The organism is Pseudomonas sp. WS 5051, assembly GCF_012985715.1.
Lineage (GTDB): Bacteria > Pseudomonadota > Gammaproteobacteria > Pseudomonadales > Pseudomonadaceae > Aquipseudomonas > Aquipseudomonas bubulae.
Window position 1 is genome coordinate 35,036 of the sequence record NZ_JAAQWV010000009.1, and the last position, 18,010, is coordinate 53,045.

The window sequence follows — 18,010 nt, forward strand, 5'->3', positions numbered from 1 at the left end:
ATCAACACTCGGCGGCGCGGATCAGGACTTGCCTTTGTAGGCAGCCAGTTGGCCAAAGCCGGTTGGTGAGGTGTTGCTGGCGGTTTTTTCGCAGGTCCCTTTTGGGACGAGTTTCCAGGCATTGGCCTGATGATCGGTTTTGGCGGAGCCAGCACAGGTAGTGCCAGCGCCGGCGGCGCAATCGTTATGCCCTTTCATGGCAACCCCGAAGCATTTTTCCATGTCGTCGGCAGCCTGAGCGGGCAGGGCGGCAATACTCAGAGCCGACCCCAGAGCAAGAGCCAGGGCTGCGGCAGACAAGGTGCGGGTGGTTTGGTTTTTCATGGTGACTCTCCAGAAATTCCGGTAGCGATTGCTGCCGGGTTACCCAACTAGAGAGGCAAGGGGGGGCGTTGTTACAACTGATCTGAATTATTTTTATGTAGCCGATCGCAGCCTTTGCTCCTCGTCAGCGGCTACAGGAAAAACGTAAACCTGTGGGAACGAGCCTGCTCGCGAACGACCTTCGCGAGCAGGCTCGCTCCCACAATAGGGCTAGATATACAACAGAGTTTCGACAGCTTATGCGTCGTTTAACAAGAAACGGCCCCGAAGGGCCGTTGTGTGTCGCAGGCAGGTTTAGCCGCCCAGGTAGGCGTCACGCACTTTCGGATCGTTGAGCAATTGCTCGCCAGTGCCTTGCATCACCACCCGGCCGTTTTCCAGCACATAGGCACGGTCAGCAATTTTCAGTGCCTGGTTGGCGTTCTGCTCCACCAGAAACACCGTTACACCCTCATTGCGCAGCTGTTCGATGATATCGAAAATCTGCTGAATGATGATCGGTGCCAACCCCAGTGATGGCTCATCAAGCAACAACAGCTTGGGTTTGCTCATCAACGCACGGCCAATGGCAAGCATTTGCTGTTCGCCACCGGACATGGTGCCACCGCGTTGGGTAAAGCGTTCCTTCAAGCGCGGGAACAGGTGCAGAACCTTGTCCATTTGCTCCTCGTATTCCCGTTTTTCGGTAAAGAACCCGCCCATAGCCAGGTTTTCTTCCACGGTCAAACGAGCAAACACCCGACGCCCTTCAGGTACAACGGCGATGCTTTTGCGCATGATCTGGGCCGAGCTCAACCCCACCAGTTCTTCACCCAGGTAGCGAATGCTGCCGCTATGAGCCTGAGGCGAGCCGCACAGGGTCATCATCAGGGTCGACTTGCCGGCACCGTTGGCGCCGATCAGGGTCACAATCTCACCCTGGCGCACCTCTACATTGACGCTGTGCAGGGCCTGGATCTTGCCGTAAAAGGTCGAAACGTTTTCGAATTGCAGCATTTTACGCTTCCCCCAAATAGGCTTTGATCACTTCAGGGTTGTCGCGGATCTGTTCCGGGGTCCCGTCAGCCAAAGGCGTGCCCTGGTTGATCACCACGATATGGTCGGAAATGCTCATGACCAGTTTCATGTCGTGCTCGATCAACAGCACGGTGGCGTTGTGCTCATTGCGCAATACGCTGATCAGCGCCTTGAGGTCTTCGGTTTCCTTGGGGTTCAGGCCTGCAGCCGGTTCGTCGAGCATCAGGATGCGCGGGCGCGTCATCATGCAACGGGCGATTTCCAGGCGTCGCTGCTGCCCGTAGGCCAGGGTGCCCGCCGGGCGGTTGGCGAACTCGGTCAGGTTGACCTTGTCGAGCCAGTACGCGGCGTAGTCCATGGCATCACGTTCGCTTTTGCGAAATGACGGGGTCTTGAACAGGCCCGACAGGAAGTTGGTGTTGAGGTGGCGATGCTGGGCAATCAGCAGGTTCTCAACCGCGGTCATGTCCTTGAACAGGCGCACGTTCTGGAAAGTGCGGACCACGCCTTTGCGCGCGATCTCATGACCCGGCAGGCCTTCGATCGACTCGCCATCGAGGACGATGCTGCCCGCAGACGGTTTGTAAAAACCGGTCAGGCAGTTGAATACGGTGGTCTTGCCGGCACCGTTAGGGCCGATCATCGACACCACCTGTTTTTCCTTGACGGTCAAGGCTACGCCGTTTACCGCCAACAGGCCGCCAAAGCGCATGCTCAGGCCGCTGACTTTCAGTAACTCGCGGCTCATTTTCGCAGCTCCAGGTGAGGACGTTGCATAGGCAGCAGACCTTGTGGACGCCAGATCATCATCAGCACCATCAGGGCTCCGAACAGCAACATGCGGTATTCGCTGAATTCACGCATCATTTCGGGCAGCAGGATCATGACCACGGCGGCCAGGATGACCCCCAGTTGCGAGCCCATGCCGCCCAGTACCACGATGGCCAGGATGATCGCCGACTCAAGGAAGGTGAACGACTCAGGCGTTACCAGGCCCTGACGTGCGGCAAAGAAACTGCCAGCAAAACCGGCAAAGGTAGCGCCCAGGGTGAAGGCCGACAGCTTGATCACGGTCGGATTCAGGCCCAGTGCACGGCAGGCGATTTCGTCTTCACGCAGAGCTTCCCAAGCGCGGCCGATCGGCATGCGCAGCAGGCGGTTAATGACGAACAACACCAGCAGTACCAGCACCAGCGCGATCAGGTAGAGGAAAATTACCTTGTTGATCGAGTTGTAGGCGATGCCGAAGTACTCGTGAAAGGTTTGCATGCCCTCGGCGGCGGTTCTGTCGAAGCTCAGGCCGAACAACGTTGGTTTCGGGATGTTGCTGATACCGTTTGGCCCGCCGGTGATGTCCGTCAGGTTACGCAGGAACAGGCGGATGATTTCACCGAAGCCCAGCGTCACGATGGCCAGATAGTCACCGCGCAAGCGCAACACCGGGAAACCCAGCAGGAAGCCAAAGGTAGCCGCCATCAATCCGGCCAAAGGCAGGCAGATCCAGAAGCTCAGCCCGAAGTAATGCGCGAGCAGGGCATAGGTATAGGCGCCTACGGCATAAAAGCCGACATAACCGAGGTCAAGCAGGCCAGCCAGGCCTACCACGATGTTCAGGCCCAGGCCGAGCATCACATAGATCAGGATCAGTGTGGCGATATCCACTGCACCACGAGAACCGTAGAACGGCCAGATCAATGCCACAACGACCAGACCGAGAATGATCCAGCGTTGAGTGCTGGGCAGGGTCAGGAAGTTGGTGGCCTTGGTGGGCACTTTCGGCAGGCTGGGGGAGTTTCTCCAGGCTGTGGTCAGTTGCTGGTTGAACAACACGCGCACAAACATCAGCAAGGAGCAGATCGCGATCACGCTCAGGGTAAAGGTGCTGGTGTTGTGAACTTCGATGTTGATCCCGACGATAGTCAGTTTCAGGCCGAGTACCGGGTAGGCGACGGCCCAGACCAACAGGGCGCTGAAGAGCGCCGACTTAAGATTCCTAGTCATACTTTTTCAATCTCCGGACGCCCCAGAATGCCGGTCGGACGGAACAGCAGCACCAGTACCAGCAAGCCAAAAGCCACAACGTCTTTGTACTGGTCGCCGAAAATATCGGCACCGAAGGCTTCAGCCACACCCAGCACCAGGCCACCGAGCATCGCGCCAGGAATGCTGCCAATGCCACCCAGTACCGCTGCGGTAAAGGCTTTGAGACCTACCAGGAAACCCGCGTTGGGGTTGATCACGCCGTATTGCACGCTGATCAGCACCGCAGCAACAGCGGCCAGGGCAGCACCGATCACGAAGGTCAGCGCAATAACGTTGTTGGTGTTGATACCCAACAGGTTGGCCATCTTCATGTCTTCGGCGCAGGCGCGGCAGGCACGACCCATGCGGGAGCGTGAGATAAACAGGGTCAGACCGAGCATGGCGAGGAAAGTGACAACGAAAACCACGATCTGCATGTAGGAGACGATAACTTCGCTGGCACCTCCAGGGCCAAAGGTGAAGCCGCCGGGGATCAGGTTGGGGATCGATTTGTCTTTGGAGTCTTGTGCCAGTAGCACGGTGTTTTGCAGGAAGATCGACATGCCGATGGCCGAAATCAGCGGGATCAGGCGGTTACTGCCACGCAATGGACGGTAAGCAACCCGTTCAATGCTGTAGCCGTAGGCGCTGGTGACCACGATGCTGGCGATAAACGCGGCAGTCAGCAGTAGCGGTACGCTGTCCAGACCCATCATGGTCAGGCCGGCGATGGCGATAAACGCAATATAGGAACCAATCATGTACACCTCGCCATGGGCGAAGTTGATCATTCCAATAATGCCGTAAACCATCGTATAGCCGATGGCGATCAGGGCATAGGTGCTGCCAACGTTGAGGCCGTTAACCAGCATTTGGAAGAAGTGATAGATGTCAGGCATTACAAAGCTCCTAAAAACCTGAGACGCATTTCACTGGTGGAGTCATTTTCCGGCCCGGGCCGTATGGGTTTTCACCCACTTGGAGCACAGGTCTTCTGCCAGCGAACCGCTGGTGACGGTTTTAAAGATTTTCAGGTGGGCAGGCTTTCGGATCACGAAAGCGCGGCCCCATTTCCATGAACCGCGGGCCTGTAAAACAAAACCCACCGCTTGAGCAGTGGGCTTGGTTTTCAGGTCAGGAACCGACCCTTACTGAGGGCTTACTTCAGTTTTTGGCTTGCCGAAGTGCCATTCGTAGACCACGAACTTGAAGTCTTCCACGTCACCCTTGGCGTCAAACTTCAGGTTACCGGTAGGCGTTTTGAACGTACCTTTGTGGATGGCTTCAGCGACTTTGGCCGGATCTTCGCTTTTCGCCTGCTCGATACCGCCGGCAATCACTTCAACTGCGGCGTAGGCCGGGAACACGAATGGACCGGTTGGGTCCTGCTTCTTGGCAGCGAAAGCATCAACCAGTGCCTTGTTTTCCGGATCGGCGTCGAACGCTTTTGGCAGGGTGACCAGCAGGCCTTCGGAAGCGCCCTGGGCGATTTGCGAGATGGACTCGTTGCCCACACCTTCAGGGCCCATGAACTTGGCGTTCAGGCCTTTTTCTTTGGCCTGGCGCAGGATCAGACCCAACTCAGGGTGGTAGCCGCCGTAGTAGACGAAGTCGACGTTGGCTTGCTTGAGCTTGGCGATGACCGAGGAATAGTCTTTTTCACCGGCGTTGACGCCTTCAAAGACAGCAACCTTGATGCCTTTGTCTTCGAGGGTCTTTTTAACGGCGCTGGCGATGCCTTCACCGTATTGTTGTTTGTCGTGCAATACCGCAACGACCTTGGGCTTGACGTGATCCGCGATGTAGTTACCGGCGGCAGGGCCCTGGGCGCTGTCCAGACCGATGGTGCGGAAGATCATCTTGTAGCCACGAGCGGTGATTTCCGGGCCGGTGGCGGCCGGGGTAATCATGATGATGCCTTCGTCTTCGTAAATGTCCGAAGCAGGCTGGGTGGAGCTGGAGCACAGGTGACCGACTACGTACTTGATACCGTCATTGACCACTTTGTTGGCAACGGCAACCGCTTGTTTCGGGTCGCAGGCGTCATCGTAGTCAACCGCTTCTAGTTTTTTGCCATCAACGCCGCCCTTGGCGTTGATTTGTTCGATGGCCATTTTTGCACCAGCAAACTGCATGTCGCCGTACTGAGTCAGAGGCCCGGTTTTAGGGCCGGCAATACCGATCTTGATGGTGTCTGCGGCAAATGAATGGCTGGCGAACCCGGCCAAAACCATAGCGGCAAACAGTTTAGTAATCTGCTTCGTAGCCATCTTTATTGGTGCTCCACTCTTCTGTTGTAATTTTTATAGTCCTGGAAGCCAAGGCAGCCGGACCGGGTCTTCTTGTAGCGAAATTCCCGGTCAATTCCCCTTGCAACTGTACCGGTACAGTGTAGAGCGCCGCTTCAGCGCTTGAATAGCGTGCTGGCGAGGGAAAAAACAGAGAATGTCGCTTAAACGTAAGAAAAAGACAAAATGGCGGCGGATTCATCGGTTGATAGTTATCTGAATGTTGCCATATCAACCGGTTTGACCTTGGCCCTCAGCTCTTGCCACGTTTTATTACCAGTAAAGCCGGGTTTTTCTACCGGGTATGCGGCGTTATCATGACGCCGATTTTTTTTCCCGGTGAAACCCATGAATCAAGAACCTAGCACCCTCTATGCCAAGCTGCTTGGCGAGACCTCAACAATTGAATGGAAAGCGTTGCAACCCTTCTTCGCCAAAGGGGATTTGCTGTGGGTCGAACCCGCTCTGGACTTGATCGAGGCGGCGCAGGCCGTGACTCAGGATGATGCAGAGAAAGTCGCGGCCTGGATGGCATCCGGGCTGCTTGGCAGGATGACTGAGGCGCAGGCGCTAGACGTTCTTGAGCGCGACCCTCAGCTATGGGCAGTGGTGGTTTCACCTTGGGTGATGGTCCAGGAAAGGGCGCAAAATTAAACCTGCGCACCAAGCCGGCGCATTTATTTGCACCGCTGTGAAGAGCCCGGAGTGTGTAGCTCAGTAACCCGTCTTCACGTAGTGGCAATATGCCGTAGAGAAACGCCACAGTCGCCACTGTGGCGTTTTTTTGTGCCTGGGATCTGGCTGTACCGCTATTGGTTGGTAAGTACGAAGGTGGCGTGATCGGGAGCGGGCACAGGGCGCTTGTCGAGTTGTTGAAGAATCTCTGGCAGCGCCTCAAAGGGCACAGGCCGGCTGAGCAGATAGCCCTGGATAAAGTCGCAGCCGAACTGGTTGAGAAATTCGAACTGTTGGATGGTTTCAACCCCCTCGGTGACTACTTGCAGGTGCAGGGTATGGGCCATGAGGATAATGGCCTGAACGATCTCCATGTCCTGGCTGGAGGCCGGGATGTCTTGAATAAAAGTGCGATCAATTTTCAGGGTGTTAAGCGGCAGACGCTTTAGGTAGGCCAGGGACGAATATCCGGTACCGAAATCGTCAATGGACAGGGATACACCCAGTGCACGGATCTGTCGTAACAATTGCGAGGTGCTGCTCAGGTTGCACATCAGGGCGTTTTCTGTGACTTCCAGCTCCAGCCGGTGTGCAGCAACGCCTGATGTGCGCAGGGCGTTTTCGATTTCGTCGGCCAACTCAACCCGTACCAGATTCAGCGCCGAACAGTTAACGGCTATGCCCAGGTGCTGCCAGCCCAGGCGGGAGAGGGCGGCGAGGTCATGACAGGCTTTGCGCAACACCCAATGGTCGAGCCTGGCGATCAGCCCGTTGGCCTCGGCGATGCTGATAAAACGATCAGGGCCGAGCAGCCCGTGTTCGGGATGCTGCCAGCGTATCAGCGCCTCCAGTTTGGCGACCCGGCCACTCTTGAGGTCGAAGATGGGCTGGTAATGCAGGGACAGCCCCTTGTCCTCGTTAAGCGCGTTGCGCAGTTCCTCTTCGATTTGCAGCTCCAGCGAGGCTCGGGTTTTCAGGCTCGGGCTGAAAAAATTGAGGTTGTTACGCCCGCTGCCCTTGGACTGGTAGAGCGCCAGGTCGGCATGCTTGAGCAATTCGGCACTGGTGGTGCCATCATCCGGGTACACGCTGATGCCAATACTGGTGGTCATGACCATTTGGCGACCTGACAGCTCAATGGGCTCTTTGAGCTTGAGCATGATGCGCTGGGCCATGCCTTGTGCTTCATCGCGCTGGCTCAGGCTGAACAGGATGCAGAACTCGTCTCCGCCAAAGCGTGCAACAACGTCATCGTGGCTGCGGGTAGCGTGCTTGATGCGGGTGGCGATTGTCTTGAGCAATTCGTCCCCGGCATCGTGACCCAGGCTGTCGTTGATGCGTTTGAAGTGGTCAATGTCGAGAAACATTACCGCAAGCCTGGTGTTCCTGGTGGCGCAGTCGATGAGTTTTTCAGCAAACAGCTGATTGAAGCCGCGACGGTTGATCAGATTGGTCAGCGGGTCGTAGTGGGCCACTTGCTGCAAGGATGCGCGCGCCTGGTCGAGCTGGCTGAGCAGGGCATTGACGCGGCGCAGGTCGTGCTCCTTGAGTTGCAGTTTCTTGTCGACAATCGTGGCGCTGATGCAACTGCCAATCAGCAACAGGGTGATCACGGCCAGCACAAGGGCCGGCTGCCAGTTATTGCTGCCTGCATCCGAATTGCCAGCCAGTGTATTGCCAATGAGCAAGTGAGTGCTGAGCAGGCCGCCAGCAGCAAGCATGCACAGGGCATATTTGAATAACTGATGGAGCAGGCGGCTGTTTGGGCGCCAGGCTGTAGTGTTGTCGAGGGTTTGCACAATAATCAGGGCAATCAGCAATGAGCCAAGCGCGATAACAACGCCGTAGCGAGCTTCGAGCGGGGAGTCAAAGGCCAGGATGCAGATGCTGTGCATCGCCCAGATGCCGATGGTCAGGCAAGCGACAGCTATCCATCGCCAAATGGTTCTTGCCGCAGTTTTTTCGGCATTGGCTGCGCGGTCGAGCAGATTCAGCGTGGCCACGCAGGCAGTACAGGCAACGAGCCAGGCGAGAAACAGCAGATAGGGGTTATAGCCGCCGATCAACAGCAGTTGCCCGTTTTCTGCGGATTCGGCCAAAAGTTGCAACCCCGGACTTTCCATTGCACGCCTCGGCGATCCAGATGCGCTAGTCGTTGGGTGCTAGCTTGAGATCGAGTATAGAAGCTGGATTGGCTGTGACAGGGGTGATGGCAAAATGATGGTTATCATTTTGTTATTAGGGCGGGGGTTTATAGTTAGTTAAGTTAGATCGGGACTGTCAGAAATGTGGGAGCGGGCTTGCTCGCGATAGGATTAACGCGGTGATTCAGTTTCACCTCATTGATCCTATCGCGAGCAAGCCCGCTCCCACAGCTCATGGGTTTTAACCCGCTACCAGAACCCGAATGGCTTCAAGGCGCAGGGCGGCTTTCTCAAGCATGGCCAGGCTTTGTTCGCGCTGCTTGCGCAGGGCAATCAGTTCGCTCTCGCGCACGCTCGGGTTGACAGCCTGCAGGGCAGTCAGGCGGGCCAGTTCTTCTTCCGTGTCGGCTGCCAGACGGCGCTGGGCTTCGGCCACGCGTTCCGCATGACGTGGCGCGATTTTGGCTTCGCCTGCGTTGATTTTAGGCGTCAGTTGGTCGCGCTGGGCCTGAACGAACTTGTTGGCGCTGGCGCGGGGAACGCTTTCCAGCTGTTCGTTCAAGGTGTCGAAGGCCACGCGCGACGACAGGTCGTTGCCATTGGCATCGAGCAGGCAGCGCAGGGCGGCCGGCGGCAGGTAGCGGCCCAGTTGCAGGGAGCGGGGGGCAACCACTTCACTGACGTAAATCAGCTCGAGCAGTACGGTACCGGGCTTGAGGGCCTTGTTCTTGATCAGGGCGACGGCGGTGTTGCCCATCGAACCCGACAGCACCAGGTCCATGCCGCCTTGCACCATCGGGTGCTCCCAGGTGATGAACTGCATGTCTTCGCGCGACAGGGCCTGCTCGCGATCGTAGGTGATGGTCACGCCTTCGTCGTCACCCAGGGGGAAGCTGGCGTCGAGCATTTTTTCGCTGGGCTTGAGGATCAGCGCGTTTTCCGAGTGGTCTTCGCTGTCGATGCCAAAGGCGTTGAACAGGGTTTCCATGTAGATCGGCAGGGTGAACTGATCGTCTTGCTCAAGGATCGCCTCAACCAGTGCTTCACCTTCACCCGAACCACCGGAGTTAAGCTCCAGCAAACGGTCGCGGCCGGTGTGCAGCTCTTGCTCCAGACGCTCACGTTCAACCCGGGCTTCGTCGATCAGTGCTTGCCACTCTTGGTCGTCCGCAGCTTCCAGCAATGGCAGCAAACGAGGACCGAACTGGTGTTGCAGGGCGTTACCGGTCGGGCAGGTGTTGAGGAACGCGTTCAGCGCTTCGTGGTACCACTGGAACAGGCGCTGTTGCGGGCTGGTCTCAAGGTACGGTACGTGCAGCTCGATCACGTGCTTCTGGCCGATCCGGTCCAGACGGCCAATCCGCTGCTCCAGCAAATCCGGGTGGGATGGCAGGTCGAACAGCACCAGGTGGTGGGCAAACTGGAAGTTACGGCCTTCACTGCCGATTTCGGAACAGATCAACACCTGAGCGCCGAACTCTTCGTCAGCGAAGTAGGCCGCAGCGCGGTCACGCTCAAGAATGTTCATGCCTTCGTGGAAGACCGTTGCAGGAATACCGGAACGCACGCGCAGGGCGTCTTCCAGATCCATCGCGGTTTCGGCGTGGGCGCAGATCACCAGCACCTTGGTGCGCTTGAGCATTTTCAGGGTGTCGATCAGCCATTCGACCCGCGGGTCGAAGTTCCACCAACGCTCTTCATCGCTGGCGTCCGGCTGGGCCTGGAAGCTGACTTCAGGGTACAGCTCGGCGTGTTCGCCCAACGGCAGCTCAAGGTATTCGGCCGGGCACGGCAGCGGGTAGGCATGCAGTTTGCGCTCCGGGAAGCCCTGGATCGCGGCGCGGGTATTACGGAACAGCACGCGGCCGGTGCCGTGGCGGTCAAGCAGTTCGCGCACCAGGCGGGCGCTGGCCTCGGCATCGCCAGCATTGACGGCGGCCAGCAGGGTATCGCCTTCGGCGCCGAGGAAACCGTGGATGGTTTTATGGGCTTCAGGGGACAGGCTGCCTTTATCCAGCAGTTCCTGTACGGCCTGAGCCACCGGGCGGTAGTTTTCGCTTTCGGCGCGGAAGGCGGCCAGGTCGTGGAAGCGGTTCGGGTCCAGCAGGCGCAAGCGCGCAAAGTGGCTGTCCTGGCCCAGTTGTTCCGGGGTTGCAGTGAGCAGCAGCACGCCCGGGATTACGCCGGCGAGTTGTTCAACCAGGCCGTACTCGGGGCTGACGTTGTCTTCGTGCCACACCAGGTGGTGAGCTTCGTCGACTACCAGCAGGTCCCAGTCGGCATCAAACAGCGCTGCCTGGGCCTTGGGATCGTCCACCAGCCATTCCAGGGCAACCAGGGCCAGCTGGCAGTCTTCGAACGGGTTGCTGGCGTCGCTTTCGATAAAGCGCTCTTCGTCGAACAACGCCACTTCAAGATTGAAGCGTCGACGCATCTCGACCAGCCATTGGTGCTGCAGGTTTTCCGGGACTACGATCAATACACGGTTGGCGCGGCCACTGAGCAGCTGGCGGTGGATCACCAGACCGGCTTCGATGGTTTTGCCCAGGCCCACTTCGTCGGCCAGCAAAACCCGAGGGGCGATGCGGTCAGCGACTTCGCGGGCGATATGCAGTTGGTGCGCAATAGGTTGCGCACGTACGCCACCCAGGCCCCACAGCGGCGATTGCAGCTGGCGGCTGGTGTGTTCGAGGGTGTGGTAGCGCAGGGAGAACCAGGACAGCGGGTCGATTTGCCCGGCAAACAGACGGTCACTGGCCAGACGGAACTGGATAAAGTTCGACAGTTGGGTCTCTGGCAGGGTGACGGCTTCGTTTCGCTCGTTGAGGCCGTGGTAGACCATCAGGCCGTCAACGTCCTCAACTTCGCGCACGGTCATCTTCCAGCCTTCGAAGTGGATGATGGTGTCACCCGGCGAGAACCGTACGCGCGTGAGCGGTGCGTTGCGCAGCGAATATTGGCGGGTTTCGCCAGTGGCCGGATAGAGCACGGTCAGCAAGCGACCGTCCTGTGCCAGAACGGTGCCCAAACCTAGCTCTGCTTCGCTGTCACTAATCCAGCGTTGCCCCGGTTGATACTGCTGCGCCATGCTGCCTGACTCCCGCTTTGAAAAAGCCGAGTATATTAACGGATCAAGGGCCTCAGTCCAAAGGACTCTCAAAAAAAGCTGTCCGGTTTGCCAGGGTGTCAGCCCGGTTATCGACCAATGGTTCACGATTGCCGGTTCGCGCAAATAGCCAGAAGACAGGAGAACAATCACCATGCTGCCGTCCATTTTGCCCCTTGGCGCAGTACCGGTTACCTCCGGGCAGGATCCGGTTCGCCCGCGCCCGGACATTCCGCCTGTGGTGCCGGCCCAGGCCAGCTCCAGCGAAAGTGCCATTGACCTCAAGCACAGCGATGCCGACCAGGCCACTTTATTGTTGCGTGAGGAGCAACGGCGTCAGCAGGAACAGCGCCGCCGCGAATCCCGGGAGCAGGGGAGTACGCTCCCGCAGGTGGTTGACGAGGTGCCGGTTGAACCCTTGGCCGATGGCATGCAGCGCCAGGGTGTGTGGGTTGATATCAAGGTCTAGGTGGTTTTTTCTGGTCAGGGCCGAATGTGCATCGCATTATTGGCGTACTGAAACATACTGACAGTGGTCTGATTTGCTTATGAGCCAAGACACCAAGCTGGTTGACCTGGGCGCCGAGCGCGCCAAACGGGTACATGACCTCAATGAAAAGCGCCTGAACGAGGTGCGCAAGGCGTTCGAACAGGCAATGCCGTTGGCTAAAACGGCGAAAAAGCCGAAGAAAAAACCGAAAAAGCGCTGAACTGCCGCGTTTTCGATGATCTGCGTCAACTAACCCCCTCAACTGCCGGCTGGCCGTGGGTCACTATTGATCCCGGTCAAGTTGTGCGCCTGCATGTCTGGTTAATCTAGCTTCAACAGACACACAAACAGAGCGCAGGAGGCCGTCATGTTTCTCGATAATGTGGTTATCGCCGGAGTACTTACTGTCGGCCTCATGGTTTTGTTTTTCGCCGGTCTGGGCATTTTTATCTGGAAAGACTCGCAGAAGCGCAAATAGCGCCGGGTCTTTCCATGGCATGAGCACGCAAGGCATTTTGGGCGACTTCGGTCGCCTATTTTTTTGCCTGTAATAAATGGGACTTGCCCGAATGCGGTGGGAGCGGGCTTGCTCGCGATGCAGGCAACGCGGTCTGTCAGGCAAACTGAGTCGATGCCATCGCGGGCAAGCCCGCTCCCACAGGGTCTGCATAATGACCGGGCATAAAAAAAGGTACGACCCGTGCGGGTCGTACCTTTTTTGTGCGGCGCGCTATCAGGCGAGGACTTTGGAAGCCAGCCAGAACAGCGTTGCAGACAGTGCAATGGTAGCCGGCAAGGTCAGCACCCAGGCCATCAGGATGGTTTTGATCGTACCGCCCTGCAGGCCGCTTTTGTTGGCGACCATGGTACCTGCCACGCCCGACGACAGAATGTGCGTCGTCGATACCGGGAGGGAGAAGATATTGGCCATGCCGATGGCGAAAGCCGTGGTGATTTGAGCGGCCATGCCCTGAGCATAGGTCATGCCCTGCTTGCCGATCTTCTCGCCGATGGTTTTAACCACACGCTTCCAGCCAACCATGGTGCCCAGGCCCAGGGCCAGGGCTACAGCCAGGATCACCCAGAACGGTGCGTATTCGGTGGTGGCGGTCAGGTCTTTGCGCAGTTTCTCGAGGTCCGCTTTTTCGCGGGAATCAAGCACTGGCAATTTGCTGACTTTCTTCGCGGTGTCATCCAGGCAAAGCAGGTAGCGGCGGATCTCGATACGCTTTTCAGCCGGGATCGAGTGGTAGTCCGCTACACCTTTGAGCGAGCTCAACAGGGCTGCGATGGTCGGTTCGGTCTGCTGCGGATTGCAGCTGAACTGATCCGGCAGGTCGCCCTTGACGCTTTTGCCCAGGGCCAGGAATTCGGTCAGCGAAGCGTTGTTGCGCTCGTAGAACTGGCTCAGGTGCAAGGTGGCGTCGCGGGTGCGTTCGATCTGATAGGTGGTGCTGTTCAGATCCAGAACGAAAGCGCTTGGCACGATGCCGATCAATACCAGCATGATCAGGCCGATGCCTTTCTGGCCATCGTTGGAGCCGTGCACGAAACTGACTGCCATGGCCGAAATCACCAGCACCAGTCGGTTCCAGAACGGCGGGTGCTTCTTGTCATCCAGCTTGCGGCGCTGCTCAGGGGTCTTGTGCATCTTGGACCCCGGACGCCACCACTTCAGGCCGACCAGTACCAGGCCCGCTACCACGAAACCGGCGATTGGCGAGAACACCAGCGAGGCACCAATATCGATAGCCTTCTGCCAGTTAACCCCGTCACTCACCGGGATGCCGCTGATCAGGGCGTTGGCCAGGCCGACACCGAGGATCGAACCGATCAGGGTGTGTGAGCTTGAGGCAGGAATGCCGAAATACCAGGTGCCAAGGTTCCAGGTGATGGCCGCAGCGAGCAACGAGAACACCATGGCCAGGCCATGTCCGGTGTTTACGTTGACCAGCAGCTCAACCGGCAGCAGGTGGACGATGGCATAGGCCACGCCAACCCCGCCCAGCAACACGCCGAGGAAATTGAACACACCGGAAAAGAACACCGCCAGGTGAGGCGGCATGGCTTTGGTGTAGATGACAGTCGCTACCGCGTTTGCGGTGTCATGAAAGCCGTTGATGAACTCAAACGCGAGAACAAAGGCTAGGGCGAAGAAGAGGCTGATAAGAACCCAGGCGTCCAATCCGCTTAATAGATCGATCATGAAGGTTTTCTGACACGGTCATAAAGGGGGGCGGATTATGCCAGAAAACCCCGCTAATCAATGCACTAGCTGCCCGTTGGTAACATCTATAAATGAAAAAACCTGTAAGAATCCATCGCGAGCTGGCGTAGGCAATTCCCTTCAAGCCACTGATACCAAAGGCTATAGGGCTTTTCCAGGGGCATACGCACGCTGTGGCGCAGGTCTGATTTGGATAGATGAAATTTCTTAAATCAGAGGGGCCGACGCTGCTGGTTCAGGTTCTGATATAGCAAACAGCCATACCCGCTCATGCAAATGGCGAGCACGCAAGAGGCAGCAGGGGCTGTTCTGGTACGTTTTCAGGTGCGGGTCAGGGCTCTTCGGCCTTGAGCTCTTTTTCGATCTTCTGGATTTCTTGAGTGAACGCCTGGTCGAGCAGGCTGGCCCGTTTGCGCCAGGGTTTGCGTCCGGGCTCGGGTTTGGCCGCGTAGGTGGTCACTTCACCACCGTAAAGATCCTTGAATCGTTGTTCCTGTCGCTCAAGTTCTGCGCGCAGTTCGTCTTTTGTCACTGTCTTACCTAATTGAGTTGAGTTTGAACCTGGTGAATCACCGTGCAGGGAGGTTGATTCATATGACGAATGACAGGCAATAAGACAAAGGCCTATAAATAACGTCATGCTTACATACACCACGCTATGCACTCGGCCACGTCATTTACAGAAACATGAGCGTCGCCGTCTCAAGTGTTCACCCCCGGGTGAAACTACACACGATGCAATTGCCGGCAAGCTGCGCGTAGCAATCGAACGCAACGCTCTGGTTGGATCCAATCGGCTGTACGGGCTTGACCTTGTACTCTCAATAACTTGCGCGTTCTCAATAGCTGAGAAGTGCCTCTACTATCGCTGAATAACTTCCTGCGCGTCAACTTCCTGTCGTGACATGTGTTATGAATATTTGTGAATTAGCCTGCGCTTTGCACGCGTGACTCTATTTGATTCGCTGCCGGGTAGTTGGCCATCAAGTTGTTTAAGGCCAGAGCTGAACTTGACCTGAATACATATTAATCAGACGTTTTCTATCATTGAGCGGATGCGCCTGATTGTAATAAAGCCCAGGTTAAAAAAATGTCATCCAACTAAAATGATTCAAGATCGTACAAAATCATGTGAACATTACCTCGCTGCAGCACTGATTGCGATTATCGACTAGCGGTTCGATAATCGCCCGGCATGTCATAACTATAAATAGCTGAAGCTGGGGGTTGGGAATGAATGATCGACTGCACAATGCCGTTGCCAGTATCGCGCCACCGATTGTGGCGTCGCCGGCCAAGCGTATTCAGGCGTTTACCGGTGATCCTGACTTCATGTCGTCGTTGGCCCGTGGCCTGGCGGTGGTGCAGGCGTTTCAGGAACGCAAGCGGCATCTGACCATCGCGCAGATCAGCCACCGCACGGAAATTCCCCGGGCGGCGGTGCGCCGTTGTTTGTACACCCTGATCAAGCTGGGCTATGCGACCACTGACGGGCGTACCTACTCCCTGTTGCCCAAAGTGTTGACGCTGGGCCATGCCTATCTGTCGTCCACGCCGCTGGCCGTGTCGGCTCAGCCTTATCTGGACCGCATGAGCGAGCAATTGCACGAGGCGTGCAACATGGCGACGCTCGAAGGCGATGACATCCTCTACATCGCCCGTTCGGCTACTACGCAGCGGCTGATTTCGGTTGATCTGTCGGTTGGCGGCCGCCTGCCCGCCTACTGCACTTCGATGGGGCGCATTCTGTTGGCGGCGCTGGACGACGTGACCCTGCACGAATACCTGGCCCACGGTGAGTTCCAGGCCAAGACCAGCCGTACCCTGCACACCCGCGAAGCACTGCTGGAGTGTTTGCAACTGGTGCGTGAGCAGGGCTGGTGTGTGGTCGATCAGGAACTGGAGCAAGGCCTGCGTTCGATTGCCGTGCCGGTCTACGACGCTTCCGGGCAAGTGCTTGCCGCCCTGAATGTCAGCACCCACGCAGGAAGGGTCACACGCACGGAGCTGGAGCAGCGCTTTTTGCCGATCATGCTCAACGCCAGCCGCGAGCTGAGCACCCAGTTGTTTAGTTGATGGGTGAAAACTAAGCGTTCGATAAACGCACAGTTAAGCGTTTATCGAATTGCATGGCGGCAGTGGGCTGATTAATGTCGGCTCAGCACTGCCTTGCCGGGCAGGCTAAATAATAATGAGAAGAGGCCAAACGCCATGACACTCCCCCTTACGCTGCCACTGCGCAGTCGCCCGCTGCCCTTCTGATCCCCCGATAACTATTAATGTGAGCCGCTGGCCCCTGGCCGGTTTTCGTTCGCCCTGGTTTTTGACCGGTATAAAAATAATGAATTCACCCCAGTCTTCTGTCGGCAACTGCCTCGATGTGCAGTCCTTTATCAACGCCCAACCCCTGTCGCGCTACCAGTGGCGCGTGGTGATCCTGTGTTTTCTGATTGTCTTCCTGGATGGCCTGGACACAGCGGCCATGGGCTTTATTGCGCCTGCCCTGTCCCAGGACTGGGGGATTGACCGCGCCAGCCTTGGTCCCGTGATGAGCGCCGCGCTGATCGGTATGGTGTTTGGTGCCCTGGGCTCTGGACCCTTGGCGGACCGCTTTGGCCGCAAGGTGGTGCTGGTGTCGGCGGTGCTGGTGTTTGGTGGCTTCAGTCTGGCCTCGGCCTACGCCAGCAACGTTGACCAACTGCTGGTACTGCGCTTTTTAACCGGGCTTGGCCTGGGGGCCGGCATGCCTAATGCCACCACCTTGCTTTCGGAATACACCCCCGAACGCCACAAGTCTTTGCTGGTAACCAGCATGTTTTGCGGCTTTAACCTTGGCATGGCGGGCGGCGGGTTTGTCTCTGCCAAGTTGATCCCGATGTATGGCTGGCACAGCCTGTTGTTGATTGGCGGCGTGCTGCCGCTGATTCTTGCCGTGGTATTGCTGTTCTGGTTACCGGAGTCGGCGCGCTACCTGGTGGTGCGCAACCGCAGTGTTGAGCGTATTCGCAAGACCCTTGCCCCGATCGACCCTGCCCAGGTGGCCCAGGCGTCAAGCTTCAGCGTGCCGGAGCAGAATACCGTCAAGGCGCGCAACGTCTTTGCAGTGATCTTTTCCGGTACTTACAGCACCGGCACCCTGTTGCTGTGGCTCACCTACTTTATGGGGCTGGTGATCGTTTATCTGTTGACCAGTTGGCTGCCGACGCTGATGCGTGACAGCGGCGCAAGCATGGAACAGGCGGCATTTATTGGCGCTCTGTTCCAGTTCGGCGGAGTGTTGAGTGCAGTGGGGGTGGGTTGGGCGATGGACCGGTTCAACCCGCACAAAGTGATCGGCATTTTCTACCTGCTGGCCGGGGTGTTTGCCTACGCGGTTGGTCAGAGCCTGGGCAATATCACCGTGCTGGCAACTCTGGTGCTGGTGGCCGGTATGTGCGTCAACGGTGCGCAATCGGCGATGCCGTCGCTGGCCGCACGTTTTTATCCGACCCAGGGGCGGGCCACCGGTGTGTCATGGATGCTCGGCATCGGCCGCTTCGGCGCCATTCTGGGGGCGTGGATGGGCGCGACCCTGCTGGGTCTGGGCTGGAACTTCGAGCAGGTGCTGACCGCGCTGGTGATTCCGGCTGCCCTGGCAACCACGGCAGTGCTTATCAAAGGCATGGTCAGCCACGCTGATGCAACCTGATAGGCAGCCTGCTAACTATGTGTTCGATT

General features: G+C 57.5%; 16 protein-coding genes. 6 read left to right on the forward strand and 10 right to left on the reverse strand.

Annotated elements, in window-relative coordinates; translation table 11 throughout:
- Positions 1-21: 21 nt before the first annotated feature.
- The 6 genes from HBN79_RS15640 to HBN79_RS15665 form a co-directional block, all read right to left on the reverse strand.
- Positions 22-324 carry a DUF2282 domain-containing protein gene (locus HBN79_RS15640; protein ID WP_095002991.1) on the reverse strand — a complete coding sequence of 101 codons (303 nt, stop codon included), beginning with the start codon at positions 322-324 and terminating at the stop codon, positions 22-24.
- Between the two features lie 294 nt (positions 325-618).
- The gene (locus HBN79_RS15645) at positions 619-1,320 is read right to left on the reverse strand and encodes an ABC transporter ATP-binding protein (protein WP_095002992.1); all 702 of its coding nucleotides are present in this window, start codon (positions 1,318-1,320) and stop codon (positions 619-621) included.
- Between the two features lies 1 nt (position 1,321).
- Positions 1,322-2,089 carry a high-affinity branched-chain amino acid ABC transporter ATP-binding protein LivG gene (livG, locus tag HBN79_RS15650; protein WP_095002993.1) on the reverse strand — a complete coding sequence of 256 codons (768 nt, stop codon included), beginning with the start codon at positions 2,087-2,089 and terminating at the stop codon, positions 1,322-1,324.
- Entirely contained in the window at positions 2,086-3,342 is a 1,257-nt protein-coding gene (locus tag HBN79_RS15655) for a high-affinity branched-chain amino acid ABC transporter permease LivM (protein ID WP_095002994.1), read from the reverse strand. The genes livG and HBN79_RS15655 overlap by 4 nt, the downstream gene beginning before the upstream one ends.
- Positions 3,339-4,262 carry a high-affinity branched-chain amino acid ABC transporter permease LivH gene (gene livH / locus HBN79_RS15660; RefSeq protein ID WP_016779736.1) on the reverse strand — a complete coding sequence of 308 codons (924 nt, stop codon included), beginning with the start codon at positions 4,260-4,262 and terminating at the stop codon, positions 3,339-3,341. Before livH ends, HBN79_RS15655 begins: the two co-directional genes overlap by 4 nt.
- A gap of 249 nt (positions 4,263-4,511) precedes the next feature.
- On the reverse strand, positions 4,512-5,639 hold the full coding sequence (locus HBN79_RS15665; RefSeq protein ID WP_095002995.1) for a branched-chain amino acid ABC transporter substrate-binding protein: 1,128 nt from the start codon (positions 5,637-5,639) through the stop codon (positions 4,512-4,514).
- Positions 5,640-5,999: 360 nt separating this feature from the next.
- Here HBN79_RS15665 and HBN79_RS15670 point away from each other — a divergent pair, with 360 nt between their 5' ends.
- The gene (locus tag HBN79_RS15670; RefSeq protein ID WP_095002996.1) at positions 6,000-6,305 is read left to right on the forward strand and encodes a DUF2288 domain-containing protein; all 306 of its coding nucleotides are present in this window, start codon (positions 6,000-6,002) and stop codon (positions 6,303-6,305) included.
- A 155-nt stretch (positions 6,306-6,460) separates the two neighbouring features.
- On the opposite strand, the gene HBN79_RS15675 is transcribed toward HBN79_RS15670, so the two are convergent.
- On the reverse strand, positions 6,461-8,449 hold the full coding sequence (locus HBN79_RS15675; protein WP_095027025.1) for an EAL domain-containing protein: 1,989 nt from the start codon (positions 8,447-8,449) through the stop codon (positions 6,461-6,463).
- A gap of 262 nt (positions 8,450-8,711) precedes the next feature.
- Positions 8,712-11,558, reverse strand: a complete 2,847-nt coding sequence (rapA, locus tag HBN79_RS15680) for an RNA polymerase-associated protein RapA (RefSeq protein WP_095019444.1) — start codon at positions 11,556-11,558, stop codon at positions 8,712-8,714.
- A 172-nt stretch (positions 11,559-11,730) separates the two neighbouring features.
- On the opposite strand from rapA, the gene HBN79_RS15685 reads away from it, so the two are divergent.
- From HBN79_RS15685 to ccoM, 3 genes are all read left to right on the forward strand, one after another.
- Positions 11,731-12,045, forward strand: coding sequence for an aspartate-semialdehyde dehydrogenase (locus tag HBN79_RS15685; RefSeq protein ID WP_095002999.1), 315 nt, complete (start codon positions 11,731-11,733; stop codon positions 12,043-12,045).
- 79 nt (positions 12,046-12,124) lie between these two features.
- Positions 12,125-12,286: a hypothetical protein gene (locus HBN79_RS15690; RefSeq protein WP_095003000.1), complete on the forward strand. Its 162-nt coding sequence runs from the start codon at positions 12,125-12,127 to the stop codon at positions 12,284-12,286.
- Positions 12,287-12,433: 147 nt separating this feature from the next.
- Positions 12,434-12,544, forward strand: a complete 111-nt coding sequence (gene ccoM / locus HBN79_RS24075) for a cytochrome c oxidase subunit CcoM (protein ID WP_016779744.1) — start codon at positions 12,434-12,436, stop codon at positions 12,542-12,544.
- Positions 12,545-12,799: 255 nt separating this feature from the next.
- Here ccoM and HBN79_RS15695 read toward each other — a convergent pair whose 3' ends face one another.
- Entirely contained in the window at positions 12,800-14,272 is a 1,473-nt protein-coding gene (locus HBN79_RS15695; protein ID WP_095003001.1) for an inorganic phosphate transporter, read from the reverse strand.
- A 352-nt stretch (positions 14,273-14,624) separates the two neighbouring features.
- Entirely contained in the window at positions 14,625-14,825 is a 201-nt protein-coding gene (locus tag HBN79_RS15700) for a hypothetical protein (RefSeq protein ID WP_095003002.1), read from the reverse strand.
- A gap of 701 nt (positions 14,826-15,526) precedes the next feature.
- Here HBN79_RS15700 and pcaR point away from each other — a divergent pair.
- A complete protein-coding gene (pcaR, locus tag HBN79_RS15705) occupies positions 15,527-16,369 on the forward strand; it encodes a pca regulon transcriptional regulator PcaR (RefSeq protein WP_095003003.1) in 843 nt (280 codons plus the stop codon).
- 265 nt (positions 16,370-16,634) lie between these two features.
- The gene (locus HBN79_RS15710) at positions 16,635-17,981 is read left to right on the forward strand and encodes an MFS transporter (protein WP_095003004.1); all 1,347 of its coding nucleotides are present in this window, start codon (positions 16,635-16,637) and stop codon (positions 17,979-17,981) included.
- The last annotated feature ends 29 nt before the right edge of the window (positions 17,982-18,010 follow it).